Raw genomic sequence first — 24,259 nt, 5'->3', positions numbered from 1 at the left:
CAGGGTGCTTGCAGAAGTCGATTTCACGTGTTCAGTGGCGAAGACAGCACCTCTGTTGTTCGCCAGCCCTTGCGGGTAAGATTCTTACTTCCAATTCCTACTTGTGAGAATGCGATGCTCGTCACCGAAAAGGGACAGGTCACCATCCCCAAGCACATACGCGACGCTGCTGGCGTTGCGCCGGGCAGCGAGGTGACGTTCAGCCTTGAAGGCAGCAGGATCGTCATCACGCCTGTCGGCACAAGCGTCAAAGAAGACCGCCGCGCACAGCTCAAGGCCGCGGCTGCACGGGTACGCGGCAGTCTGGGTGCTGAATTCAGACCGATGGGCGCCGACGAAATCATGCGTTTCATCCGCGGCGACGACCCCACCGACGGCGCCGCATAGTGGTACTCCCCAGCCTTTCCAGCTATGACGGTTCGGCCGGCGTGCTCGTCGATACGAATGTCTGGGTAGACTGCATAGACGATGCCAGCCCCTGGCATGAGTGGTCCGTGGAGCAGTTGCAGGTCTGCAGCGAGCGATCCCCCCTGCACGTGAACATCGTCATCTACACCGAACTGCTGATTCCCGACCCGGACATTGGCGCACTGGATGCAATGCTGGATATCTATGACACCTCGCGGACACCCTTGCCGTGGGCCGCATCCTCCCTCGCAGCCGCTGCCTATGCACTGTATCGGCGCCGTGGCGGCGCCAGAGATACACCGCTGCCCGACTTCTTCATTGGCGCCCATGCCGCAGTATCCAATCTGCGCGTGCTGACCCGCGACCCGAAGCCCTACCGGAATTACTTCGCACGGCTCGAAGTCATTGCGCCCTGATCAGCGACTCACCGACCCGGCCCGAGCGCATCGAAGAGTGCATCGAACTACGTCTGAGACGCAGCCTTGCCCTCCGGCTCGCGGTCTGTCCGCGCCGGCTCCAGATGCCCTGAAAACAGGCTGGCCGCGATGATCATCGCGCCGCCGACCCACTCCTTCACGCCCATCGCCTCGCCTGCCAGCCACCACGACGACAGGGCGGCGACGACCAGTTCGAACAGGAACAGCGCGATCGCGGCGTTGGCGGCTACGAAGGTGATGCCGTACTGCACGACCAGATTCACCACCACCAATACGCCGCCGAGGATGATGAGCACGGCCCAGGTTTCCGGGCCGATGGCGGCGATTTTGCTCAGCGGCGACTCGCCGCGCAGCCAGGCGGCGAACGGGGCGACGGCGATGACGCCGAGGAATACCGCCATCACCTTCTGTTCGATGGCGATGTGGGCGGTGCGCCGCACCATCACGTTCACGCCGGCAAAGCAGATGCCGGCGCCCAGCCCCATCCATTCGGCCGAACCCTGCGGCCACGGCAGGCCCAGTTCGGGGCGCCACAGCATGACGACGGCGCCGGCCAGCGACAGCGCGATCACGCCGGCGCCGACGCGGCTCAGGCGTTCGCCGAGCAGCAGGCGTGACAGCAGCACCGTCCAGAGTGGCGACAGGTAGAACAGCAGCAGCACGCGCATCACCTCGCCGTCGAGCGCGCCGAGAACGTAGCCGAGGTTGGTGCCGGCGGCGGCCAGCGCGAGCGCGACCAGCCACAGGCTGGGGCGCGTCCTGCGCAGCACCGGCCACAGCGGAATCAGGCCGAACAGGAACGCCAGCGCGTAGGTGATGAAGGTCGCCGTGACGCCACCCATGCCGGCCGCCTCGATGACGCGGTAGGGATACCAGATGAGACCCCAGACGATGCCGCCGCACAGCAGGGCAGCGGAAGGAAGGCGCCGCGAACGCGGCACGCGGGAAGCGAGCATGTGTACGTATACTTATATGGTGTGGGAAAAAGCCTGAAACGACGTCAAGCACGACGCCGGATTCTCGACGACCGGTTCGGATGCGCCCGGACCACCCCGCGAACCGATGGACCTTCACTCTGACTGACATGCCGAACGACACCCTGCCCGTCACGCCGCACCTGTCGCTGCTCCAGCCCTATCCCTTTGAAAGACTGAAGGAATTGACTGCCGGCATCAGTGGCCCGGCGCATCTGCCGCTGGTGCGCCTGTCGATCGGCGAGCCGCAGCATGCCACGCCGCAGCTGATCAAGGATGCACTGACCGGCGCGCTGGACGGCCTGTCGGTCTATCCGACGACGGCCGGGCTGGACGGGCTGCGCGAGTGTATCGCGGGCTGGATCAAGCGCCGCTATGGTTTGCCGGCGGTGAGCGCGGCGACCCAGGTGCTGCCGGTGAATGGCTCGCGCGAGGCGCTGTTTTCGTTCGCGCAGAGCGTGATCGACGCCAGCCGGCCGGATGCGGCGGTGCTGTCGCCCAATCCCTTCTATCAGATCTACGAAGGCGCGGCCCTGCTGGCCGGCGCGCAGATCCGCTTCTACAACCAGTTGCCGGACGACGGCTTCGCCTGCAATTTCGACCGCATTCCGGATGCCGACTGGAAAGGCGTGCAGCTGATCTACGTGTGCTCGCCGGCCAACCCGTGCGGCAAGGTGATGACGCTGGACGAATGGCGCACGCTGTTCGAGCTGGCCGACCGGCACGGGTTCGTGATCGCGTCGGACGAGTGCTATTCGGAAATCTACTTCGACGAAGACGCCCCGCCGCTCGGCGGCCTGCAGGCTGCGCACGCGCTCGGGCGCACCGGTTTCGAGCGGCTGGTGGTGTTTTCCAGCCTGTCGAAGCGCTCCAACGTGCCCGGTCTGCGCAGCGGTTTCGTGGCCGGCGATGCGCGGCTGATCAAGCGCTTCCTGCTGTATCGCACCTATCACGGCAGCGCGATGGGGCTGGCGGTGCAGGCGGCCAGCGTCGCCGCGTGGTCGGACGAGGCGCACGTGCGCGACAACCGCGACCAGTACCGCGCCAAGTTCCACGCGGTGCAGCCGCGCATCGCGTCGGTGATGCATGCGCCGATGCCCGATGCGAGTTTCTACCTGTGGGCGCGCACGCCGGCCGCCCTGGACGACACCGTGTTCGCCCGCCGGCTGCTCGCCGAATATAATGTGGCTGTTTTGCCCGGCAGCTATCTGGCGCGCAGCGCCGGTGGCGTCAATCCGGGCGCCGGCTTCGTCCGCATTGCCCTGGTGGCACCCGGCAGCCAATGCCTCGAAGCGGCCGAGCGCATCGTGCAGTTCTGCCACGCGCTCTGAGCGCCGGTCCGATTGTCCCGGTCTATCGCTCCGGCCGCCCATTTAGTATCTTTTTTCTTCCATTTCAACGCTTTATTACGGGACACCCGATATGCAGGCTGCTCAACAGATCATCGAAACCGCCTTTGAAAACCGCACCCAGTACTCGCCCGGCAATGCACCGGCCGAGCTGTGCGAAGCGGTTGAATTCGTCCTTTCGCAACTCGACAGCGGTGCGCTGCGCGTCGCCGAGCGCATCGACGGCGACTGGGTGACCCACCAGTGGATCAAGAAGGCGGTGCTGCTGTCCTTCCGCCTGCAGGACAACACGGTCAGCGACGGCGGCGAAACCCGCTATTACGACAAGGTGCCGATGAAGTTCGCCGGCTTCGACGAAGCGGCCTTCCGCGCCGGTGGCTTCCGCGTGGTGCCGCCGGCCAGCGTGCGCCGCGGCGCCTTCATTTCGAAGAATGTCGTGCTGATGCCCTCTTACGTCAACATCGGCGCATACGTCGGCGAAGGCACCATGGTCGACACCTGGGCCACGGTCGGTTCGTGCGCGCAGATCGGCAAGAACGTGCACCTGTCGGGCGGTGTGGGCATCGGCGGCGTGCTGGAGCCGGTGCAGGCCAACCCGACCATCATCGGCGACAACTGCTTCATCGGCGCCCGCTCGGAAGTGGTCGAAGGCGTCATCGTCGAGGACAACAGCGTCATTTCGATGGGCGTCTACATCGGCCAGAGCACCAAGATCTACGACCGCGCGACCGGCGAGGTGACCTATGGCCGCGTGCCCGAAGGCTCGGTGGTGGTCAGCGGCAACCTGCCGTCGAGCGACGGCAAGTACAGTCTGTATTGCGCCGTCATCGTCAAACGCGTCGATGCGCAGACACGCGCCAAGACGAGCATCAACGAACTTCTGCGGTCCTGATCGGCGGTGCCGCTCGTCTTGACCGCGTGACCCTCACCCGGCGCTGCGCGCCACCCTCTCCCGCTGATGCGGGAGAGGGTTACCCCCACCTCACCGCCGCGCCAGACTCCCCTCTCCCGCATCAGCGGGAGAGGGGCCGGGGGTGAGGGAACAAGCACCGCAGCCCTCACCCGGCGCTGCGCGCCACCCTCTCCCGCTGATGCGGGAGAGGGTTACCCCCACCTCACCGCCGCGCCAGACTCCCCTCTCCCGCATCAGCGGGAGAGGGGCCGGGGGTGAGGGCGCAGCGCCGGATGGCGGCCGCGTCAAAGGTTGACTGTGCATGACAACGTGAAGCGCGCCAGAATACGGCTGTACATTGACACTGCGGCCGATCGGTCGCACGCGGAGGCGACATGATCCTGGACAAGCTGTTTCAAGTGATGGCGGACAAGAATGCCTCCGACATCTTCGTGTCGGCCGGCGCGCCGATTGCGATCAAGATCCAGGGCACGACGGTGCCGATCAACCAGCGCGTGATGGACCCGGAAACCATCCAGCGCATGGCGTACGAAATGCTCACCGAAGAGCAGCAGGTGCGCTTCGAGAAGACGCGCGAACTGAATCTGTCGTTCGGACGGCGCGACCTCGGCAATTTCCGGGTCAACATGTTCTGGCAGCGCGGCAGCATCGCGATGGTGGTGCGCTATATCCTGGGCGACATTCCCCCGCTCGACACGCTCGGCCTGCCGCCGGTGCTGTCCGAAGTCATCATGGAAAAGCGCGGCCTGGTGCTGGTGGTCGGTTCGACCGGCTCCGGCAAGTCGACCACCATGGCGGCGATGATCGATCACCGCAACCAGCACAGGTCCGGTCACATCCTGACGGTCGAGGACCCGATCGAATACCTGTTCAAGCACAAGAAGTCGATCGTCAATCAGCGCGAAATCGGCATGGACACCGAAGGCTGGGCACCGGCGCTGAAGAACGCCATGCGCCAGGCGCCGGACTGCATCCTGATCGGCGAAATCCGCGATCTGGAAACGATGCAGGCCGCCCTCGCCTACGCCCAGACCGGCCACCTGTGCCTGGCCACGCTGCACGCGAACAACGCGCACCACGCGCTGAACCGCATCGTCAATTTCTTCCCGCTGGAAAGCCGGCAACTGCTGTTCCTCGATCTGGCGGTCACCCTGAAGGCCATCGTGTCGCAGCGGCTGGTGCGCAAACCCGATGGCCGGCGCATGCCGGCGGTCGAGATACTGCTGAACACGCGCCACATTTCCGAATTGATCGACCGCGGCGATATCAACAGCGTGAAGGAAGCGATGGAACGCAGCATGGCGCCCGGCTCGCAGACCTTCGAGCAGGACCTGTTCCGGCTGTACCGCGAAGGCGAAATCACGCTCGACGAGGCGCTGTCGAATTCCGACTCGCCTACCAACCTGTCGTGGCTGATCAACAATTCGCAGTTTGGCGTGAACGAACCCCCCAGGAACGACGCACCGAAAGCGGACGAACCCGATCTTGAAACCACGGTACCCGGCGGCGCCTCGTTCGCCGAGTTTTCGCTCAATCTGGAAGATGGCGGTCGGTGAGCAGTTGCGGCGGCCGGCCAGCCCGGACGTCGCCGATGACTGATGTTGCCGCGCTCGCTGCCGACACCCTCGCGCTGACGAAGCAGCTGATCGCCCGGCCGTCCATCACGCCGGACGACGCCGGCTGTCTCGACCTGATCGGTGCGCGGCTTGCCGCCATGGGCTTCAGGCTCGAACGCATGGACGCGGGCGGCGTGTCGAATCTGTGGGCGCGCCGCGGCACCGAGGCGCCGGTGTTCTGCTTCGCCGGCCACACCGACGTCGTGCCGACCGGCCCGCTTGATCAGTGGCGCAGCGATCCGTTCGTACCGGTCGTCCGTGACGGTCTGCTGATCGGGCGCGGTGCGGCGGACATGAAGGCTTCGCTCGCGGCATTCGTGACCGCAACCGAAAGTTTCGTCGCCCGACACCCGCAGCACGCCGGCTCGATCGCCTTCCTGCTCACCTCGGACGAAGAAGGCGAAGCGCTGCACGGCTCGGCACATGTCGTACGCACACTGGCGGCCCGTGGCGAACGGCTGGACTGGTGCGTAATCGGCGAGCCGACCTCGGTCGACCGGCTCGGCGACATGGTGAAGAATGGCCGGCGCGGCTCGCTGTCGGGGGTGCTGACGGTGCGCGGCGTGCAGGGCCACATCGCCTACCCGCAGCTGGCGCGCAACCCGATCCACGAATTCGGACCGGCACTGGCCGAACTGGCAGCCCTGCGCTGGGACGACGGCAACGCGCACTTTCCGCCCACCAGCTGGCAGATGTCGAACATCAGCGCCGGCACGGGCGCGGGCAACATGATTCCCGGTACGCTGGAGGCGCGCTTCAACTTCCGCTTCTCGACCGCCAGCACGCCGGCGTCGCTGCAGGCGCGCCTGACCGACGTGCTGGATCGCCACCGGATCGACCACGACATCGCCTGGACACTCGGCGGCCTGCCTTACCTGACGCCGGCCGGCATCCTGGTGGATGCGGCACGCGCCGCCATCCGCGAGGTGACCGGTATCGAGGCGACGCTGTCGACCACCGGCGGCACGTCGGACGGACGATTCATCGCCGATATCTGTTCACAGGTGCTTGAAATCGGCCCTTGCAATGCGACCATCCACAAACTGAATGAAGCCGTTGCCGTGGCCGACCTCGAACCGCTGTCACGCATCCATACCACCCTGCTCGACCGACTGATCGGTCACTGAAAACTGCCATGACTGTCACCGCTCCCCCCGAACTGAACACCGTGCGCGACTGGCTGCGCTATGCGGTCAGCCGCATGCGCGCGGCCGACGTCGCCTTCGGCCAGGGCTTTGTCGATGCCTATGACGAAGCCGCCTATCTGGTGCTGCACACGCTGCATTTGCCGCTCGACCGGCTGGAGCCCTTCCTCGACGCGCACCTGAGCACGCCCGAATGCCTGGCGATCGCGCAGATTCTGGACCGCCGCGTCACCGACCGCGAACCGGCCGCCTACATCACCGGCGAAGCCTGGCTCGGCCCGCTGCGCTTCAAGGTCGATCCGCGGGTCATCATTCCGCGTTCGCACATCTTCGAACTGATGCAGGACGGCTTCGAGCCCTGGCTGGACGACATGGGCGATGGTCCCGGCCATGTGCTCGACCTGTGCACCGGCTCGGGCTGCCTGGCTATCGCCGCGGCGCATTACTTCCCGGAGGCGCAGGTCGATGCCGTCGATCTGTCGGCCGATGCACTCGAAGTAGCCGCATTGAATGTCGCGGAGCACGGTCTCGCAGACCGGGTGGAACTGCTGCACGGCGATCTGTTCGCCCCGCTCAAGGGGCGGCGCTACGACCTCATCCTGTCCAATCCGCCCTATGTGACCGACGCCGCGATGGCCGCGCTGCCCGACGAATTCCTGCGCGAACCGGCAATGGCGCTCGGCGCCGGTACAGACGGCATGGACATCGTACGGCGCATCGTCGCCGACGCGCGCGTGCACCTGAATCCGGGCGGCCTGCTGCTGGTCGAGGTCGGTCGCAATCAGGCCGAAACCGAACAGGCGCTGCCCGACCTGCCGCTGGTCTGGCTCGACACGCCATCGGCCAGCGCGCCGGTGTTCCTGCTGCGGGCCGAAGACCTCGGCTGATGCCCGGCCTACCGACGTCTCCGGTCAAGCCACCCCGCCGCGCGCCGGGCGCGCTGTGGCGCCTGGTCGCGCTGGCGGGCTTCGTCGTGCTGCTGGCACTCGGCCTGGCCGCACTGTCGTCGCGCAGCGACGTCGGCGCGCTGCACGGCGAACTCGCCAGCGAAATCGCCCGGCTGCTGGCGGCGCAACGCGCAGGAGAGATCGAACAACTGCTGCGCGACCCGATCGAGCGTGGTGTCATCACTGACGCGACGGTCAGCGATGATCAGGGCGGCATCGTCCTGCGCATCGGTCATTCGGGTTCGGCCGAAGAGGGCGTGCTGATCCGGGCCGACGGGCCGTTGCGGCACAAGACGGTGCAGGTCGGCTGGCTGTCGATCGGCGCGCAGCAGACCGGTGCGAATTCGCCGCTGCTCGCCCTCCTGCTGGCCGCGGTCGGCCTGGGCGCGCTGTGCCTTCTGGTCACCCGGGGTGCGCGCCGGATGATGAAACGCCGGCTTGCGCCTTCGGTGAATGCACTGGCCGCGGCGACTCGAGCACTGGCGACCGGCACGCCGCGTGGCGCCGCCCGGCTGACCGCCGACGATGCACTCGCACCGCTGGACGAGGCGCTGTTGGCAGCTGGCAATGCGCTGGAACAGGAACATGACCGCCTCACTGCGCAGCTGGCACGGCTCGAGCGCCTCGCGCTGTCGCACGACGAAGCGGAATGGGAGTGGCAGCTCGACACCGGCGACATCTGGTACAGCGCACGCTTTCCATCGCTGCTGGGTTACGAAGCGGGCGATGGCTTCAGCCAGCAGTTCAACTGGACCGCCGCGACGCATCCCGACGACGCAACCATTGTCCGGCGTGCGCGAGAGCGCCTGGTGGCGCGCGAGATCGAGCGCAGTGACGACCCGATCCGCCTGCGTGCCCGCGACGGCACCTATCGCTGGTTCCGCCTGCGCGCGGTGGTCAGCCACGACGCCGCAGGCACGGCGGTGCGCCTCACCGGCACGCTCGAAGACGTGACGCGCGAGCGCATGACCCTCGATTCGCTGCGCGAAAGCGAGGCGCGGCTGTTCCACGCGGTACGCGGTTCTTTCGACGGCGCCTGGGACTGGGACATCGGTGCCGGCCGCTACTACCTGTCGCCACGGCTGAGCGAGCTGCTCGGCATGCAGCAGTCGCTGCAGCCGCAGACCCATGAACAGCTGCTGGAACGGGTGCATCCGGACGACCTGTCGCGGCTCGAACATGCGATCGACGAACATTTCCTGCGGCGCGAGTCGTTCGACATCGAATACCGCATGCGGCACGAGTCAGGTCACTACCTGTGGGTACGCGACCGCGGTCTGGCGACGCGCAGCGACAAGGGGAAGGTGCTGCGCTTTTCCGGGTCGATCACCGACATCACCGAGCGCAAGCGTGCCGAACAGGCCACGCGCGCGCTCGCCGCTGAAAAGCAGGCGCTGCTCGACGATGTGCCGGTCGCCATCGTGTATGCGCGCAACGGTCGCATCGCCGACTGCAATCGCCGCTGCGAAGAGATTTTCGCCTACCGGCGCGATGAACTGATCGGCGAAACGGTCGGCCGCTTCTTCCACGACGAAGACGATCTCGACGCACTGCTGCAGGGCGCTGCGTCGAGCGCACCTTCGCCGCACGCCCAGGAATCCGTCCTGCACCGCAGCGACAGCAGCGCGCTGCATGCCTACATTTCGGTGCGGCAGCTTGAACACGATGTCCAGGCGGGCGGCGAAACGATCTGGATCTTTGCTGACGACACGCCCCGCCGGCGTGCCCTGGACGTTGCGCGACGCGAAGAGAATTTCTCGGCCGCGCTGGTACGCAGCATGCCCGGCGTCTTTTTCCTGCTCGACGCAACGGGCGCCCTGCGCAGATGGAACGAAAACCTGCAGGCCATCACCGGACTGTCGGCGGCGGACCTGTTCGGCAAGGCAACGCTCGAGTTGTTTCCGCCCGAAACCCACCGCCTGCTGAAACGCCAGGCGCGCCGGGCATTGATCCAGCGCGACGCCAGTTTCGAAGCCGACCTGCTGGCGGTCGATGGCGAACCGCGTGCCCACGCCTTCAGCCTGTACCGCATCGATCTCGACGGTTTGCCGCACCTGCTCGGCACCGGACTCGACATCCGCGCACAGAAGGAAGCCGAACGCAGCGTGGTCGCGCTTAACCAGCGCCTGGAAACACGGGTGCGCGAACGCACCGCAGAACTGCTGACCGCCATGCGCGAGCTGGAAAGCTTCAGCTATTCGATTTCGCACGATCTGGCGGCACCATTAAGGGGCATCGACGGCTTCTCGCGCATGATCGAGGAAGATTACGCCGACAAACTCGATGACCGCGGTCGCGACTACCTGCAGCGCATCCGCGCCGCTACCCAGCGCATGCACCGGCTGATCGACGACCTGCTGGGTCTCGCGCGCATCACGCGCAATGAAATGAACCGGGAGAGCGTCGACGTCAGTGCACTGGTGCACGACATTGCTGCAGAGCTGACGCGCGGCGAACCTCAGCGGCGGGCAGAATTCCTCATCCAGCCGTCGATGCGCGTGTATGCTGACGCGAATCTGCTGCGTATCGCAATGGATAATTTGTTGCGTAACGCATGGAAGTTCACCGCGCGCCACGAGGCTGCTCGCATAGAAGTCGGCAGCTTGCAACGCGATCGGGAGCTCGTGTATTTTGTGAAAGACGACGGCGCAGGATTCGACATGCGATACGCATCCAAGCTGTTCGGACCGTTCCAGCGTCTGCATTCGGTCGGCGACTTCACCGGCAGCGGAATCGGGCTTGCGATCGTGCACCGGATCGTCCATCGGCATGGAGGACGGATATGGGCTGAAGCGGAAGTCGAACGCGGCGCATGCTTTTATTTCACGCTCGAGTCCGTTCCGACCGGAAACGGATGACCTTGGACTGGTTCTTATGGCAAGCGAACGCCCGATACTGCTGGTTGAAGACAATCCCGACGATGAAGCGCTGACGCTGCGGGCGTTCAACAAGAACCGCATCGCCAACGAAGTCATCGTGGCGCGCGACGGCGTCGAGGCGCTCGACTATCTGTTCGGCACCGGCAGCCACGCCGGCCGTGACCTCTCCGTCGCACCGGCGGTCGTGTTGCTGGACCTGAAACTGCCCCGCGTAGACGGTCTCGAAGTGCTGCGTCGCGTACGCGCCGACGCCCGCACCAACCTGCTTCCGGTGGTCATCCTGACCACCTCGCGCGAACAGCAGGACATCTACGAGGCCTACCAGCTCGGCGCCAACAGCTACATCCGCAAGCCGGTGGATTTCGAAAAGTTCATCTACGCCGTCGGCCAGCTCGGCCTGTACTGGCTGGTGCTGAACGAACCGGTCGATCCGCCCGGAATCTGACCGGCCAAGCCCCTCCGGCAGACCCGCGGCCGGGGATCGCGAAATGCGGACAGCCCCACCGGCTGTGGCAGGAGCCGACCTCGCCTTGATGAGAACGTTGCACAACCATGGTCGCTGCACGACCGCGATTTCTGTGGGAGCGGCGGCCTCGCCGCGATCAGTGCCGAGATGGTCGTTGTGCAGCGTGCGTATCGCGGCGAGGCCGCCGCTCCCACAAGGCCGCTCCCACAGGTGACGCCGCTACACAGGGGACGCCACTTCCGCAGGAGACTTCAGGTCCGGCGCGACCGCGCGATCTGGCGCGACAGTATGATCACCGGCAGCAATCCGACCGCGACGATGGTCAGCGCCGCCGTCGAGGCTTCCTGCAGCCGTTCGTCGCTGGCCAGCGTGTAGGCCTGCGTGGCCAGGGTATCGAAGTTGAACGGACGCATGACCAGCGTGGCCGGCAGTTCCTTCATCACATCAACGAACACCAGCAGCGCGGCGGTCAGCAGGCTGCCGCGAAGCATCGGCCAGTGCACGCGGCGCAGCGTGGCGCCGGCGCCCAGCCCGAGACTGCGTGCCGCTTCGTCCATGCTGGGCGTGATGCGCGCCAGACCGGATTCCACCGACTGCAGCGACACGGTGAGGAAGCGCGCCAGATACGCATAGATCAGCGCGCCGATGCCGCCGGTGAGCAGCAGGCCCGGGTTGCTACCGGTCCACTGCAACCACAGCCCCGACAGCACATGATCGAGCCGGGTGACCGGAATCAGGATGCCGACCGCGATCACCGCTCCCGGCACGGCGTAGCCGAGGCCGACCACCGAACGCGCCAGCGCGACCATGCGCGAGCGGCTGCTGCGCGCGGCATAGGCCAGCAGCAGCGCCAGCGCCACGGCCAGGACGCTGGCGACTGCCGCCAGCGTGAAACTGTTCGCCGCGAGACGGATGAAGCGCTGGCCGAACTGCGCATCCCCTTCGGACATCGCCCAGCTCAGCAGCACACCGGCCGGCACGATGAAACCGGCAGCCAGCGGCAACAGGCACAACCCGGTGACCAGCCAGCCGGCACTCCGGCCCAGCGTGTGGCGACGCGCGCTGGCGCCGGCCCGACCGCTGTCATTGAAGCGCGCGGCGCCGCGCGTGAGCCGCTCTGCCAGCAACAGCGTGGCGACGAAACCCAGCAGCAGCGCGGCCAGCTGGGCCGCGGCAACACGATCGCCGAGCGAAAACCAGGCGCGGTAGATGCCGGTGGTGAAGGTCTGCACGCCGAAGTAGCTCACCGCGCCGTAGTCGGCCAGCGTTTCCATCAGCGCCAGCGATACGCCGGCCACGATGGCCGGGCGCGCCAGCGGCAGCGACACGCGGAAGAACGCCGCCCAGGCGCCCTGCCCCAGCATGCGCGCGGCTTCGGTCAGGCCGGCTGCCCGTTCGAGCAGCGATTGCCGGGTCAGCAGGTAGACATAGGGATAGAGCACGGCGATGAACATGCAGGCCGCGCCGCCGGTCGTGCGGACATCGGGAAACCAGTAGTCGCCGCGTTCCCAGCCGAAGGTGTCGCGCAGCGCGCTCTGCACCGGGCCGACGAACTGCAGCAGGTCGGTGTAAGTGTAGGCCATCACGTAGGCGGGGGTGGCCAGCGGCAGCACCAGCGCCCAATCCAGCACGCGTCGGCCCGGAAACTCCCACATCACGCTGGCCCAGGCGGTCGACACGCCGATCAGCGCGGTACCCAGACCGACCCACAGGCACAGCCACAGGGTACTGGCGACATACTCCGGCAGCACGGTCGAGGCCAGATGCGCCCAGGTATCCGAGGTGCCGCCATGCAGCAGGTTGACCAGCACTGAAATGACCGGCGCCGCCACGAGCAGCGCAAGCAGCAGTGCGATCAGCGACAGCAGAGAGAGGCGACGCAGGTGCAAGGGGCGGTATGTTGTGCGTGCAGGGGGCCCCCCGGAACAGACGATGCGCCGGGAGCGGATTCGCGGCATTATAATTGAGAGCTATTATCGATATCGGCCGGCGGCGGGTTTTTCCGCGTGACGGCATTCAGACTGCGGTGCCATGCCACAACTTGTGCTTGATTCAGTCCGGATCGCGTACGGCCATACCGGAGTGGTACACGACCTTTCGCTGAGTCTGGCGCGCGGCCGCATCGGTTGCCTGCTCGGTCCGTCCGGCTGCGGCAAGACCTCGGTGCTGCGCGCCATCGCCGGCTTCGAACCGCTGCAGGGCGGAACCATCGCGATCAACGGCGAAATCGTGTCGTCGGCCAGCACGCATCGCGCGCCCGAACGCAGGCGCATCGGCATGGTGTTCCAGGACTTTGCACTGTTCCCGCATCTGAGCGTGGCCGACAACGTCGCCTTCGGTCTGACCGAAGGTTCGCGTGTCGCGCGTCGCGCACGCGCCGACGACATGCTGGCGGTGGTCGGGCTGGCGGATCACGCGGACAAGTTTCCGCACCAGCTGTCGGGTGGCCAGCAGCAGCGCGTGGCGCTGGCGCGCGCGCTGGCGCCTGACCCGGAACTGCTGCTGCTGGACGAGCCGTTCTCGAGCCTGGATGTCGAGCTGCGTTCCCGCCTGGCCATCGAACTGCGCGACATCCTGAAGGAACGCGGCATCACCGCGATTCTCGTCACGCACGACCAGCAGGAAGCGTTCGTGATCGCCGACGAGATCGGCGTGATGCAGGCCGGACGCCTGCAGCAATGGGACAGCGCCTACAACCTCTATCACCGGCCGGAAAGCCGCTTCGTGGCCGATTTCGTCGGCCAGGGCGTATTCCTCCCGGGCCGGCTGCGCAGCGACAACGAGGTGGAACTGGAACTGGGCATCCTGCGCAGCGAGTTCCCGTTCGCCTGCGAAGACGATTGCCCGCGCTGCATGGCCGACAGTCAGGTCGATGTGCTGCTGCGACCGGACGATCTGGTGCACGACGACGCGGCACTGCTGCGCGCCGAGGTGCTCGCAAAGTCCTTCCGCGGTGCGGAGTTCCTGTACACCCTGCGGCTGGCGTCGGGTCGGCGGGTGCTGTCGCTGGTACCGTCGCACCACAATCACGCGATCGGCGAATTCATCGGCATCCGGCTCGACGCCGACCATGTGGTCGCCTTCCGTCACCCGGAATCGGCCACGGACCATCCGTGATCCCCTGGCTTGAACCCGGCGCGCCGTTTCCGCCGGTCGAACGAGCGCTGCGCGAACCTGACGGACTGCTCGCTGCCGGCCTGGAACTGACGCCGGATCGCATCCTGGACGCCTACCGCCAGGGCATCTTCCCGTGGTTTTCCGACGGCCAGCCGGTGCTGTGGTGGAGTCCGGATCCACGCATGGTGCTGGTGCCGTCCGAAATCCGCATCACGCGCTCGATGCTGAAGGTGCTGCGCAACCGCCCGTACGAGGTGCGCTGCGACAGCGCGTTCGAGGCGGTCATGCGCGCCTGCGCTGCGCCGCGCGACGGACAGGCCGGCACCTGGATCAGCGACGAAATGATCGAGGCCTACAGCGCACTGCACGAGCGCGGCTACGCGCACAGCGTGGAAACCTGGATCGACGGCCGGCTGGCCGGCGGGCTTTACGGCATGGCAATCGGCCGCATGTTCTATGGCGAGTCGATGTTCTCGACCGAGCGCGACGCGTCCAAGATTGCGCTCGTTCATCTGGCGCGCTATCTTGAATCGCGGGCGTTCGGGCTGATCGACTGCCAGATGAACACCGGCCACCTCGGCAGCATGGGCGGTCGTGAAATACCGCGGCGCGAATTCTGCCGCGTCATGGCACAGTGCATCGCTGACGGGCCGATGCCCGGACGCTGGCCGATTGATCTGATTCCACCTTACTTCCGCTTCTGAATCCGTTCGACGCGATGGCGCTTCTCAAGGACCTTCCATTCACTTCGCTGCAGTTCTACGCCACGGCGCCTTACGCCTGCTCGTACCTGCCGGGCCGCACCGCGCGTTCCCAGGTGGCGACGCCTTCGAACCTGATCGATGCCAACCTGTACAGCGACCTGGTCCGCACCGGCTTCCGGCGCAGCGGCGTGTTCACCTACCGGCCCTACTGCGACGCCTGCCGCGCCTGCACGCCGGTGCGCGTGCGCGTGGACGAATTCCGGTCTTCGCGCAGCCAGCGGCGCGCGCTGACCCATCACGCCAACCTGCAGACGCGCGAAGCGCCGCTCGCCTTCCGCGACGAACACTACGACCTGTACCAGCGCTACCAGTCGAGCCGGCACAGCGGCGGCGGCATGGACCAGGATTCGCGCGAGCAGTACTCGCACTTCCTGCTGCAGAGCCACGTCGATACGCGGCTGATCGAATTCCGCGAAGGCCATGCCACCGATGGCCCGCTGCGCATCGTCAGCATCGTCGACATCCTCGATGACGGCCTGTCGTCGGTGTACACCTACTACGACCCCGATGTGCCGGGAGCCAGTTTCGGCACCTTCAACATCCTGTGGCAGATCGATCTTGCACGCCTGCTCGGCCTGCCTTATCTCTATCTCGGCTACTGGATCGAAGACAGCCCGAAAATGGCCTACAAGGCGCGCTTCCAGCCGCTCGAAGGTCGTGTGAACGGCAACTGGCGCCTGCTCGACGACCTCACGCCCGAATGACGGGGCGGCTGTGCGCCGCTTGCCTCCGTCTCCCGAACACCTGCCTTCCGGATTTTCCCCATGCTCTATCCGCTGCTGCGGCCGCTGCTGTTTTCACTCGACGCCGAACGCGCCCACGACCTGACACTGGGCACACTGTCTCGCGCGCCCTCGCTGATTCCGGCGCAGCACCTGCCGGCCCGGCCGGTGCAGTGCATGGGTCTCACCTTTCCGAATCCGGTCGGGCTGGCCGCCGGGCTGGACAAGAACGGCGCCGCGATCGACGGCCTGGCCCGGCTTGGCTTCGGCTTCATCGAAATAGGCACGGTCACGCCGCGCCCGCAGCCCGGCAACCCCAAGCCACGGATGTTCCGCCTGCCGGCCGCGCAGGGCATCATCAACCGCATGGGCTTCAACAACCTCGGACTGGACGTGCTGATCCGGAATGTCGAACGATCGCGTTTCGTGCGCGACGGCGGCATTCTCGGCATCAATATCGGCAAGAACGCCGACACGCCGATCGAACGTGCCGTCGATGACTACCTGATCGGCCTGCGCGGCGCGCACGCCCACGCGAGCTACATTACGGTCAACATTTCCAGTCCGAACACGAAGAATCTGCGTCAGCTGCAGGGCAGCGACGAGTTGAATGCGCTGCTCGGCGCACTCGATGCGGCGCGACAGACGCTGGATGCCGGCGCCGGCCGGCGCGTGCCGCTGGCGCTGAAAATTGCGCCCGATCTCGACGAGGCACAGATCGATGCCATCGCCGAGGCCGCCGTACGTCACCGCATCGATGCGCTGATCGCCACCAACACGACGCTGTCGCGCGAAGGCGTCGAAACACTGCCGCACGGTGCGGAGACCGGCGGCCTGTCGGGCGCGCCGGTACGCACACGTTCGACGGCCGTGCTGGCCGCGCTGTCGCAGCGGCTGGCCGGCCGCGTGGCGCTGATCGGTGTCGGCGGCATCACCGAAGGCCGCCACGCGCGCGAGAAGATCGACGCCGGCGCGCAGCTGGTTCAGCTCTACAGCGGCCTGATCTATCGTGGTCCGGCGCTGGTGGCCGAAGCGGTTGCCGTACTGCGCTGAGCGCCCGATGTTCGGGAATTTTTCCCGAGATCAGCCTTGGTGGTCCGGGTCATCCGGAGGCGTCAAGCCTTGTCCATTCGCCATCCGGCACACGCGAGCGGCCCGGATAGCCCGCATTCGCTTGCGTCACAAGCACCGCCAATTGAAGTAAAGTCCGGCGCGGCCTCGCAGTTCGCCGCTTTCGACACGCCCGGGCCCTGTCTGCACGCAACAGATGAATACAGACTCGCTTCTTCGCCCGTCCTACATCGCCTACTTCCGGGATTTTTCCGGTCTGCGCTCGCCGTTCTGGATTGCGGCGCTGGTGCTGTCCGTCCTGCTTCATGCGTACGTCGTGTGGCAGGCATCGCACTACACCCCCGAGCCGCCGGACGCCGAGGAAATCCGGGTCGATGTGCGCATGATCGAGCCGCCTCCACCACCCCCACCCCCTCCGCCGGTAGTGGTCGTGCCGCCCCCGCCGGCACCGCCGCCGCCAAAACCGGTGCCCAAGCCGCCGAAGGAGGTGCCACGTCAGCCCCCCCCGCCGATCGTGGCGGCGCCGCCGGCACCCGCTGCACCGGCTGAGCGCGTTGTGCCGGTTCAACCGGAGCCGATGCCACTGCCCCCGATCGAGGCGCCACCACCGCCACCGGCCCCACCGGCACTCCCCCCCCAGGTCACTGCGCCGCCCGTGCCGGCTGCGCCGGCCGAAGATCTGAATGCATTGATCGATGGATTCGGTCGCGATCTGCTGCGCGCGTTCGAAGCGAACAAGGTCTATCCGCGCGTGGCGCAGATGCGCAACATCGAAGGCAAACTGAAGCTGAAGTTGTTCTTCGAGAATGGCGAGCTGGTCAACGTCTTGGTCGTCGAAGGCAGCGGAAACAAGCTGCTGGACGACGCCGCAATAGCGGACGGGCGCAAACTCAAGTCGCTCGTGATGCCGGGCAGGCTGGCGCGGGAAACGTTTACCCGCGAGTGGTGGGTCAATTACACGCTGAAGTAGGGACGCCAGCTCAAACCCGGTAGTAGTCGCGGTACCACCGCACGAAGCGCACCACACCTTCGGTTATCGGTGTGCCCGGCATGAAGCCGGTCCATTCGGTCAGTTCCGACACGTCGGCATAGGTCGCCGGCACGTCGCCCGGTTGCATCGGCAACAGATTCTTCTGCGCCGTGATGCCGACAGCGTCCTCGATCGCGGCAATGAAATCCATCAGCAGTACCGGCCCCTGGTTGCCGATGTTGAACACCCTGTATGGCGCGCGCGAATGGCCCGGATGCGGCGCCAGCGGATCGAATGCCGGATCAGCTTCGGCAGCGCGATCGAGCGTGCGGATGACCCCTTCGGCGATGTCGTCAACGTAGGTGAAATCGCGCTGCATCCGGCCGTGATTGAACACGTCGATCGGCCGCCCTTCGAGGATGGCCCGGGTGAACAGGAACAGCGCCATGTCGGGTCGGCCCCACGGGCCGTACACCGTGAAGAAGCGCAGGCCGGTCGTCGGCAGGCCGTACAGATGGCTGTAGGTGTGCGCCATCAGTTCGTTGGCCTTCTTGGTTGCCGCGTACAGGCTCACCGGGTGATCGACGCTGTCGGCTTCCGAGAACGGCATCTTCTCGTTGCCGCCATAGACGCTCGAACTGCTGGCATAGACCAGATGCCCGACGCCCGCGTGGCGGCACCCTTCGAGCACATTCATGAAACCGACGATGTTGGCGTCGATATAGGCATTCGGGTTCTGCAGCGAGTAGCGCACGCCGGCCTGGGCCGCCAGATGCACGACGCGGTCGAACCCTTCCGCCGCGAACAGTGCGGCCATGCCCGGGCGATCCTCGACGCCCATCTTCACGAAGCGGAACGCCGGGTGAGGCGTCAGCCGCGCCAGCCGCGCTTCCTTGAGTCGCACGTCGTAGTAGTCATTCAGGTTGTCGAGCCCGACCACCTCGTCGCCGCGTTCGAGCAGGCGCTGTGCCACATGCATGCCGATGAAACCGGCCGCGCCGGTCAGCAGGACTTTCATCGGTCGTTCCTCATGGCCTGCCGATCGCCGAATATTCGATGCCGAAGCTGCGCGGCACTTCCGGCTCGTACAGATTGCGGCCGTCGAAGATCACCGGCTGCTTGAGCGTCGTCCGGATCCGCTCGAAGTCCGGGCTGCGGAATTCCTTCCACTCGGTCACGATCACCAGCGCGTCCGCGCCATCCAGCGCGTCCATCGGCTTGTCGGCGTAGCTCAGCCGCGGCTCCTCGCCGTAGATGCGCTGCGTCTCCGTCATCGCGACCGGGTCATACGCCGTGATCGTCGCGCCGCGCCTGAACAGCTCGCCTATGATCACCCGGCTCGGTGCTTCGCGCATGTCGTCGGTGTTCGGCTTGAACGCCAGACCCCACAGCGCGAAGCGGCGACCCGACAGGTCTTCGCCGAACTTCGCGACGATCTTCTCCACCAGCACCCGCTTCTGCGCGTCATTGGCGTCTTCGACCGCCTGCAGCACCTTGAGCGCCTGCCCCTCGTCGCGCGCGGTGCGGATCAGCGCCTTCACGTCCTTCGGAAAGCAGCTCCCGCCGTAGCCGCAGCCGGCGTACAGGAAGTGGTAACCGATGCGCGGGTCCGAACCGATGCCCTGGCGCACCATTTCAATGTCTGCGCCCATGCGGTCGGCCAGCAGGGCCAGCTCGTTCATGAAGCTGATCCGCGTGGCCAGCATTGCGTTGGCCGCGTACTTGGTCAGTTCGGCACTGCGCACGTCCATCACCACCAGCTTGTCGCGGTTGCGCTGGAACGGCGCGTACAGCGCGCGCATCAGATGAATGGCGCGCTCGTCGTCGGCACCCACCACGATGCGGTCCGGCCGCATGAAGTCTTCCACCGCAGCACCTTCCTTCAGGAACTCCGGGTTGGACACCACGGCGAATTCCATGTCCTGGCCGCGCTTGCCCAACTCGTCGGCGATCGCCGCCTTGACCTTGTCGGCCGTGCCTACCGGAACCGTGCTCTTGTCGACCACCACCTTGTAGTCGGTCATCAGCCGGCCGATGTTGCGCGCCGCCGCCAGAACGTACTGCAGGTCGGCCGAGCCGTCCTCGTCCGGCGGCGTGCCCACGGCAATGAACTGGATCGTGCCGAAGCGCACTGCCTCGGCCACGTCGGTCGTGAAGTGCAGACGCCCGGCTTCCACGTTTCGCGCCACCACCGCATCGAGCCCCGGCTCGTGGATCGGAATGCCACCCTCTTTCAGGATGCGGATCTTCTCCGGATCAAGGTCCAGGCACAGCACGTCGTTGCCCATCTCGGCCATGCAGGCCCCGGACACCAGGCCCACATACCCGGTGCCGATTACGGTGATTTTCATTCAGTCAGCCCTGAAAAGATTCGGAAATCGGAGCGGCTCACGGCCGGATCAGTCAGCGTCGAGCGCAGCCAGCAATGCCTGCAAAGTCGCTTCGCCCAGCCGCCTGCTGCGCGCTGCCGACCAGCCGAACAGCCCGTCCGGCAGATTGGCGTTGTCCTTGAACGGCATTTCGAGCGTCAGCGACAGGCAGCCGAACTGGTGAAACACCCACTTCGAAGCCAGCGTCAGCATTTCGTCGCTGAAGCGGTCCGGCGCGTAGCCGCGCTCGGTCTGGAAGTCCGGCGTCACCGCACGCAGGGTGTCCGAAAAGCGCTGTTCGGCCCGCGCGTGTACATCGCTGAAGCCCGGCACCATGCCGTTGCCGTCGGCAAAGACGAACGGTAAGGTCTCGTCGCCGTGGATGTCGAGGAACACTTCCACACCGGTAGCCAGCATGCGCGCCCTTACCAGCGCCACTTCCGGGCTGTCGTTCATGTCCGGCTCGCGCCAGGCACGGTTCAGATTGACGCCGCGGGCGTTGGTACGCAGGTTGCCGCGCACCGAGCCGTCCGGATTCATGTTCGGCACCACGAAGAAGCAGGCACGTTCGAGCAGCCTGCGCGACACCGGGTCTGACGTGTCGTAGAGCCGCTCCAGCAGCCCTTCAACGAAAAACTCCGCCATGGTTTCACCCGGATGTTGCCGGGCGATGACCCAGATCCGGCGCTTGCCGGGCGCCGCACGGCCGATCGTGATCAGATTCAGGTCACGCCCGTCCGGTGTGGCACCGAGGTCGCTGACGGTGGCCACCGGCGATGCATCGGCGGTGCCGAGCAGGTCGAGGTGGCGCTCCCACGGGAAAGGTTCGAAGTAGGCGAAATAGACGCTGTCGAAATCGGGCGTCAGGCCGAACACGTAATGCTGCCCGTCGTAATGGCCCGACTGCAGGCGGAACCAGTTGCGCCGGTCATAGGACGCCACGACGCGGTAGCCTTCCCAGCCCCCGGCAAAGGTGGCCTGCCCGGCGTTCTCGAACACCAGCGTGCAAGCCTGCGCGCGCGCGCCCTGCAGGCGGAAGTGAAACCACTGGCGAACGTCGGCTGCGTTGTCGTCGCGCAACCGCAGGCGGATGTTCGAAGCATTCGATGCATCGACGACCTCGATGGCGCCGCTGTCGAACTGGCTGCTGATTCTGATCAAGAGTGCGCTCCAAAGTGATCCGCGGGCGAGTATACCGGCCGACTCACCGGCCCGGCTTGGTAGAATCCGCCCTCAGCTTCCGGACCCCGATATGAAACGCACCCGATTTTCCCGCCGTGGCGGCCTCGGCCAGGATGCCGCCCAGCTCACCCGTCTCGCCGACGGACTGGCGTTGTCTGCCAGCCGTGTCGAAGACCGTTATTGGGAGTCGCGACTGACCGAATTGGTGGCCCGACTGCTTGCCGACCGCAACGAAGAGACGCTCAGCGGCGCGCTCGACCACCTGTGGAAGGACAATCCGGCTGCCTATGACGAACTGGCCGATGCGATCGAAGCCGGTGTCGAATGCGGCCTGCCGGGCAAGAGCGCGCAGGACTGGGACGCAGTCGTATTCACGGCCCCTCTGCTCGCGTGGTCGCGCTTTTCCATTCCGGCCGGTCCGATCGCCGCGCCGCTGCTCGACACGCTGCGCACCCAGCTCGGCGCTCACGTGATGAGCGCGCACGCGAAGATCGCACTGGCCGATTACCTGTTCAGCCCGGATCAGCTGCCGCGCGGCTATGTCGAAGCGCGCGACCTGAGCGACGATCTGGGCGAAGCCGCCCTCGCCGGCAACGACCTGAAGCTCGAAGCCGAATCGATGGGTGAAACGAGCAGCTTCCTGTCGGACACCCGCTACCTGATCGGCATTGCGATTGCGCCGCGCGGCGCGGCGCTGTTCCGCTGGCAGGAAGCCGACGGTGTACGCGAGGATGCGGTCAAGCAGTGGCAGACCCAGGGCGCGGCGGCACTGGCACCGATGATGCAGGGCTGCGCCTACGAGTTGCTGGCGCCGAACGCTTTCCATACCGCCTGCCGTGACGCCGATCGCGCCTCGCGGGCCTATTCGCTGCACGCCTCGGTATCTTTCCTCGAAGGCGCGCTGAACACGAAGGCAAGCGGATTGCGCGCCATCGTCGCGCCCTTCCACGACCAGCAGCTGGAGGAATACCGCATCAGCTTCACCGTCGGCGAATCGAATGAAGTCGTGCACGGCGTGGTGTGGGCACTGCTCGGTGCAGAGGATGAAGAAAGCGACATCATCGGTGAGATCGAAGGCGTGCTGCGCAGCAGCGGCGTGACCGACATCCTGGTGCTCGACCATCGCATGCCCATGGAGTACTGCGATGATTGCGGCGCCCCGATGTACGCCGACGCAGACGGCCAGCCGGTGCATGCCGGTCTGCCGGAAGACGGCGAACAGCCACCTGCGCACCTGCATTGACCGAATCTGCCTCGATCGCACCGGCAGCCCCGACGGGGCGGTCGTCGGCACCCCGGCCGTACCCTCTTTTTTCAGTCTGAAGCCATGTCGCTCGAAACCGAAGTCGCCCGCCGGCGCACCTTTGCCATCATTTCACACCCGGATGCGGGCAAGACCACGCTGACCGAGAAGCTGCTGCTGTTCGCAGGCGCGATCCAGATCGCCGGCAGCGTCAAGGCGCGCAAGGCGGCGCGTCATGCCACGTCGGACTGGATGGAAATCGAGAAGCAGCGCGGCATTTCGGTCGCCAGCTCGGTGATGCAGATGGAGTACCGCGACTGCATCGTCAACCTGCTTGACACGCCGGGCCACCGCGACTTCTCGGAAGACACCTACCGCGTGCTGACGGCCGTGGACGCCGCATTGATGGTGATCGACGCCGCCAACGGCGTCGAAGCGCAGACGCTGCGTCTGCTCGAAGTCTGCCGTGCGCGCAACACGCCCATCATCACCTTCATCAACAAGATGGACCGCGAGGTACGCGCGCCGCTTGACCTGATCGACGAACTCGAACGCACGCTGGGCATGGACGTCGCTCCCTTCACCTGGCCGCTAGGCATGGGCAAGGAATTCGCCGGCGTGTATGAAATGCACGCCGACCGCATGCGCGTGTTCCGCGCCGGTGAAGACCGCATTTCCGGCAAGGAGGAAACGCTTCAGGGTCTGGACAACCCGGAAATCGCAAAGCGCTATCCGATGCAGCTCGCAACGGCGCACAACGAGATCGACCTGGTGCGCGATGCCGCCCCGCCGTTCGACAAGACCGAATTCCTGGCCGGCCGTCAGACGCCGGTTTTCTTTGGTTCGGCGATCAACAACTTCGGCGTCAAGGAGGTGCTGGACGCGCTGGTCGAACTGGCGCCGCCGCCGGGTGCGCGCCCGGCCATCCAGCGCCGGGTCGAGCCGAACGAGGCAAAGCTGTCAGGGGTGGTGTTCAAGATCCAGGCCAATATGGATCCGTCGCACCGTGACCGCATCGCCTTCGTGCGCGTGTGCTCCGGTCACTTCCAGCGCGGCATGAAGCTCAAGGTCAGCCGCAACGGCAAGGAAATCCGGCCGAACAATGTGGTGACCTTCCTGTCGCAGCGGCGCGAACTGCTGGAAGAAGCCTACGCCGGCGACATCATCGGCATTCCGAACCACGGCACGCTGCAGCTGGGCGACACATTGACCGAAGGCGAAACGCTGCAATTCACCGGCCTGCCCTTCTTCGCACCCGAATTGTTCCAAGGCGTTGAAATACGTGATCCTTTGAGAACCAAGCAGTTGCGATCAGGTCTTGAGCAATTGGGTGAAGAAGGTGCGATTCAGGTTTTCCGCCCGCTGGCCGGTGGCACACTGCTGCTCGGCGCCGTCGGGCAGCTGCAATTCGAAGTGGTGATCCACCGACTGAAGGCGGAATACGGCGTCGATGCCCGGCTGGAAGGCACCCGCTACAGCATGGCGCGCTGGGTGACCTGCGACGACGAACGCGAACTGAAACGCTTCATCGACGCCAATGCACACCGTATCGCCTACGACGCCGTCAACGCGCCGGCCTTTCTGGCAACGATGAATGCCGAATTGCGGGTGGCGCAGGAAAAATGGACGAAGATCAAGTTCCATGCGATGCGCGAGCACGCGGGCCTGATGTTCGCCAGCCATTGAA

Annotated in this window: 21 protein-coding genes; 16 read left to right on the top strand and 5 right to left on the bottom strand. The window is 65.8% G+C overall.

Translation table 11 applies throughout. The features are described from left to right. The first annotated feature begins 114 nt into the window (after positions 1–114). Complete coding sequence (locus NMQ14_RS02790; RefSeq protein WP_257093314.1) at positions 115–387, top strand: AbrB/MazE/SpoVT family DNA-binding domain-containing protein; 273 nt, start codon at positions 115–117, stop codon at positions 385–387. Then, complete coding sequence (locus NMQ14_RS02785; RefSeq protein ID WP_257093312.1) at positions 387–824, top strand: type II toxin-antitoxin system VapC family toxin; 438 nt, start codon at positions 387–389, stop codon at positions 822–824. The genes NMQ14_RS02790 and NMQ14_RS02785 overlap by 1 nt, the downstream gene beginning before the upstream one ends. A gap of 47 nt (positions 825–871) precedes the next feature. Here NMQ14_RS02785 and NMQ14_RS02780 read toward each other — a convergent pair whose 3' ends face one another. Then, complete coding sequence (locus NMQ14_RS02780; RefSeq protein WP_257093310.1) at positions 872–1,801, bottom strand: DMT family transporter; 930 nt, start codon at positions 1,799–1,801, stop codon at positions 872–874. 128 nt (positions 1,802–1,929) lie between these two features. On the opposite strand from NMQ14_RS02780, the gene dapC reads away from it, so the two are divergent. From dapC to NMQ14_RS02745, 7 genes are all read left to right on the top strand, one after another. Beyond that, positions 1,930–3,150: a succinyldiaminopimelate transaminase gene (gene dapC / locus NMQ14_RS02775; protein WP_257093307.1), complete on the top strand. Its 1,221-nt coding sequence runs from the start codon at positions 1,930–1,932 to the stop codon at positions 3,148–3,150. Positions 3,151–3,241: 91 nt separating this feature from the next. Beyond that, positions 3,242–4,060 (top strand): 2,3,4,5-tetrahydropyridine-2,6-dicarboxylate N-succinyltransferase, encoded by an 819-nt coding sequence (gene dapD, locus NMQ14_RS02770; protein WP_257093305.1) that lies wholly within the window; start codon positions 3,242–3,244, stop codon positions 4,058–4,060. A gap of 395 nt (positions 4,061–4,455) precedes the next feature. Next, the gene (locus tag NMQ14_RS02765; RefSeq protein WP_257093303.1) at positions 4,456–5,637 is read left to right on the top strand and encodes a PilT/PilU family type 4a pilus ATPase; all 1,182 of its coding nucleotides are present in this window, start codon (positions 4,456–4,458) and stop codon (positions 5,635–5,637) included. A 35-nt stretch (positions 5,638–5,672) separates the two neighbouring features. Continuing rightward, positions 5,673–6,824, top strand: a complete 1,152-nt coding sequence (dapE, locus tag NMQ14_RS02760; RefSeq protein ID WP_257093301.1) for a succinyl-diaminopimelate desuccinylase — start codon at positions 5,673–5,675, stop codon at positions 6,822–6,824. An 8-nt stretch (positions 6,825–6,832) separates the two neighbouring features. Beyond that, on the top strand, positions 6,833–7,729 hold the full coding sequence (gene prmB / locus NMQ14_RS02755) for a 50S ribosomal protein L3 N(5)-glutamine methyltransferase (protein ID WP_257093299.1): 897 nt from the start codon (positions 6,833–6,835) through the stop codon (positions 7,727–7,729). Then, positions 7,729–10,647 (top strand): PAS domain-containing protein, encoded by a 2,919-nt coding sequence (locus NMQ14_RS02750; RefSeq protein WP_257093297.1) that lies wholly within the window; start codon positions 7,729–7,731, stop codon positions 10,645–10,647. Before prmB ends, NMQ14_RS02750 begins: the two co-directional genes overlap by 1 nt. Positions 10,648–10,663: 16 nt before the next feature. Further along, positions 10,664–11,113 carry a response regulator gene (locus tag NMQ14_RS02745; protein ID WP_257081791.1) on the top strand — a complete coding sequence of 150 codons (450 nt, stop codon included), beginning with the start codon at positions 10,664–10,666 and terminating at the stop codon, positions 11,111–11,113. 272 nt (positions 11,114–11,385) lie between these two features. Here NMQ14_RS02745 and NMQ14_RS02740 read toward each other — a convergent pair whose 3' ends face one another. Beyond that, entirely contained in the window at positions 11,386–13,023 is a 1,638-nt protein-coding gene (locus tag NMQ14_RS02740) for an iron ABC transporter permease (RefSeq protein WP_257093295.1), read from the bottom strand. 142 nt (positions 13,024–13,165) lie between these two features. Here NMQ14_RS02740 and NMQ14_RS19815 point away from each other — a divergent pair, with 142 nt between their 5' ends. The 5 genes from NMQ14_RS19815 (at position 13,166) to NMQ14_RS02710 (ending at position 17,778) form a co-directional block, all read left to right on the top strand. Further along, positions 13,166–14,251, top strand: a complete 1,086-nt coding sequence (locus NMQ14_RS19815; protein ID WP_373457172.1) for an ABC transporter ATP-binding protein — start codon at positions 13,166–13,168, stop codon at positions 14,249–14,251. Then, a complete protein-coding gene (gene aat / locus NMQ14_RS02725; RefSeq protein ID WP_257093293.1) occupies positions 14,248–14,955 on the top strand; it encodes a leucyl/phenylalanyl-tRNA--protein transferase in 708 nt (235 codons plus the stop codon). The genes NMQ14_RS19815 and aat overlap by 4 nt, the downstream gene beginning before the upstream one ends. Before the next feature lie 14 nt (positions 14,956–14,969). Continuing rightward, entirely contained in the window at positions 14,970–15,719 is a 750-nt protein-coding gene (locus NMQ14_RS02720; protein WP_257093291.1) for an arginyltransferase, read from the top strand. Between the two features lie 60 nt (positions 15,720–15,779). Then, positions 15,780–16,790 (top strand): quinone-dependent dihydroorotate dehydrogenase, encoded by a 1,011-nt coding sequence (locus tag NMQ14_RS02715; RefSeq protein ID WP_257093289.1) that lies wholly within the window; start codon positions 15,780–15,782, stop codon positions 16,788–16,790. 214 nt (positions 16,791–17,004) lie between these two features. Next, complete coding sequence (locus tag NMQ14_RS02710; protein WP_257093287.1) at positions 17,005–17,778, top strand: energy transducer TonB; 774 nt, start codon at positions 17,005–17,007, stop codon at positions 17,776–17,778. A gap of 10 nt (positions 17,779–17,788) precedes the next feature. Here the strand turns inward: NMQ14_RS02710 and NMQ14_RS02705 are convergent, their stop codons facing one another. The 3 genes from NMQ14_RS02705 to NMQ14_RS02695 are packed head-to-tail and all read right to left on the bottom strand — an operon-like array spanning position 17,789 to position 21,308. Next, a complete protein-coding gene (locus NMQ14_RS02705) occupies positions 17,789–18,796 on the bottom strand; it encodes an NAD-dependent epimerase (RefSeq protein WP_257093283.1) in 1,008 nt (335 codons plus the stop codon). Between the two features lie 10 nt (positions 18,797–18,806). Beyond that, complete coding sequence (locus NMQ14_RS02700) at positions 18,807–20,129, bottom strand: UDP-glucose/GDP-mannose dehydrogenase family protein (protein ID WP_257093281.1); 1,323 nt, start codon at positions 20,127–20,129, stop codon at positions 18,807–18,809. 48 nt (positions 20,130–20,177) lie between these two features. Continuing rightward, positions 20,178–21,308, bottom strand: coding sequence for a M14-type cytosolic carboxypeptidase (locus NMQ14_RS02695; protein ID WP_257093279.1), 1,131 nt, complete (start codon positions 21,306–21,308; stop codon positions 20,178–20,180). Positions 21,309–21,399: 91 nt separating this feature from the next. Here NMQ14_RS02695 and NMQ14_RS02690 point away from each other — a divergent pair, with 91 nt between their 5' ends. Both NMQ14_RS02690 and NMQ14_RS02685 read left to right on the top strand, forming a co-directional pair. Next, the gene (locus tag NMQ14_RS02690; protein ID WP_257093277.1) at positions 21,400–22,572 is read left to right on the top strand and encodes a DUF2863 family protein; all 1,173 of its coding nucleotides are present in this window, start codon (positions 21,400–21,402) and stop codon (positions 22,570–22,572) included. A gap of 84 nt (positions 22,573–22,656) precedes the next feature. Further along, positions 22,657–24,258: a peptide chain release factor 3 gene (locus tag NMQ14_RS02685; protein ID WP_257093275.1), complete on the top strand. Its 1,602-nt coding sequence runs from the start codon at positions 22,657–22,659 to the stop codon at positions 24,256–24,258. Position 24,259: the final 1 nt, after the last annotated feature.

Origin of the sequence: Methyloversatilis sp. XJ19-13 (assembly GCF_024580155.1) — a bacterium.
GTDB lineage: Bacteria > Pseudomonadota > Gammaproteobacteria > Burkholderiales > Rhodocyclaceae > Methyloversatilis.
Note: the sequence above shows the minus strand (reverse complement) of the source record. Positions and strands in the feature narration are given on the sequence as shown.

Coding starts and splice junctions, on each gene's coding strand:
- NMQ14_RS02790 (WP_257093314.1), top strand. CDS start 115: ATGCTCGTCACCGAAAAGGGACAGGTCACCATCCCCAAGCACATACGC.
- NMQ14_RS02780 (WP_257093310.1), bottom strand. CDS start 1,801: ATGCTCGCTTCCCGCGTGCCGCGTTCGCGGCGCCTTCCTTCCGCTGCC.
- dapC (WP_257093307.1), top strand. CDS start 1,930: ATGCCGAACGACACCCTGCCCGTCACGCCGCACCTGTCGCTGCTCCAG.
- dapD (WP_257093305.1), top strand. CDS start 3,242: ATGCAGGCTGCTCAACAGATCATCGAAACCGCCTTTGAAAACCGCACC.
- NMQ14_RS02765 (WP_257093303.1), top strand. CDS start 4,456: ATGATCCTGGACAAGCTGTTTCAAGTGATGGCGGACAAGAATGCCTCC.
- dapE (WP_257093301.1), top strand. CDS start 5,673: ATGACTGATGTTGCCGCGCTCGCTGCCGACACCCTCGCGCTGACGAAG.
- prmB (WP_257093299.1), top strand. CDS start 6,833: ATGACTGTCACCGCTCCCCCCGAACTGAACACCGTGCGCGACTGGCTG.
- NMQ14_RS02750 (WP_257093297.1), top strand. CDS start 7,729: ATGCCCGGCCTACCGACGTCTCCGGTCAAGCCACCCCGCCGCGCGCCG.
- NMQ14_RS02745 (WP_257081791.1), top strand. CDS start 10,664: ATGGCAAGCGAACGCCCGATACTGCTGGTTGAAGACAATCCCGACGAT.
- NMQ14_RS19815 (WP_373457172.1), top strand. CDS start 13,166: ATGCCACAACTTGTGCTTGATTCAGTCCGGATCGCGTACGGCCATACC.
- NMQ14_RS02720 (WP_257093291.1), top strand. CDS start 14,970: ATGGCGCTTCTCAAGGACCTTCCATTCACTTCGCTGCAGTTCTACGCC.
- NMQ14_RS02715 (WP_257093289.1), top strand. CDS start 15,780: ATGCTCTATCCGCTGCTGCGGCCGCTGCTGTTTTCACTCGACGCCGAA.
- NMQ14_RS02710 (WP_257093287.1), top strand. CDS start 17,005: ATGAATACAGACTCGCTTCTTCGCCCGTCCTACATCGCCTACTTCCGG.
- NMQ14_RS02705 (WP_257093283.1), bottom strand. CDS start 18,796: ATGAAAGTCCTGCTGACCGGCGCGGCCGGTTTCATCGGCATGCATGTG.
- NMQ14_RS02700 (WP_257093281.1), bottom strand. CDS start 20,129: ATGAAAATCACCGTAATCGGCACCGGGTATGTGGGCCTGGTGTCCGGG.
- NMQ14_RS02690 (WP_257093277.1), top strand. CDS start 21,400: ATGAAACGCACCCGATTTTCCCGCCGTGGCGGCCTCGGCCAGGATGCC.
- NMQ14_RS02685 (WP_257093275.1), top strand. CDS start 22,657: ATGTCGCTCGAAACCGAAGTCGCCCGCCGGCGCACCTTTGCCATCATT.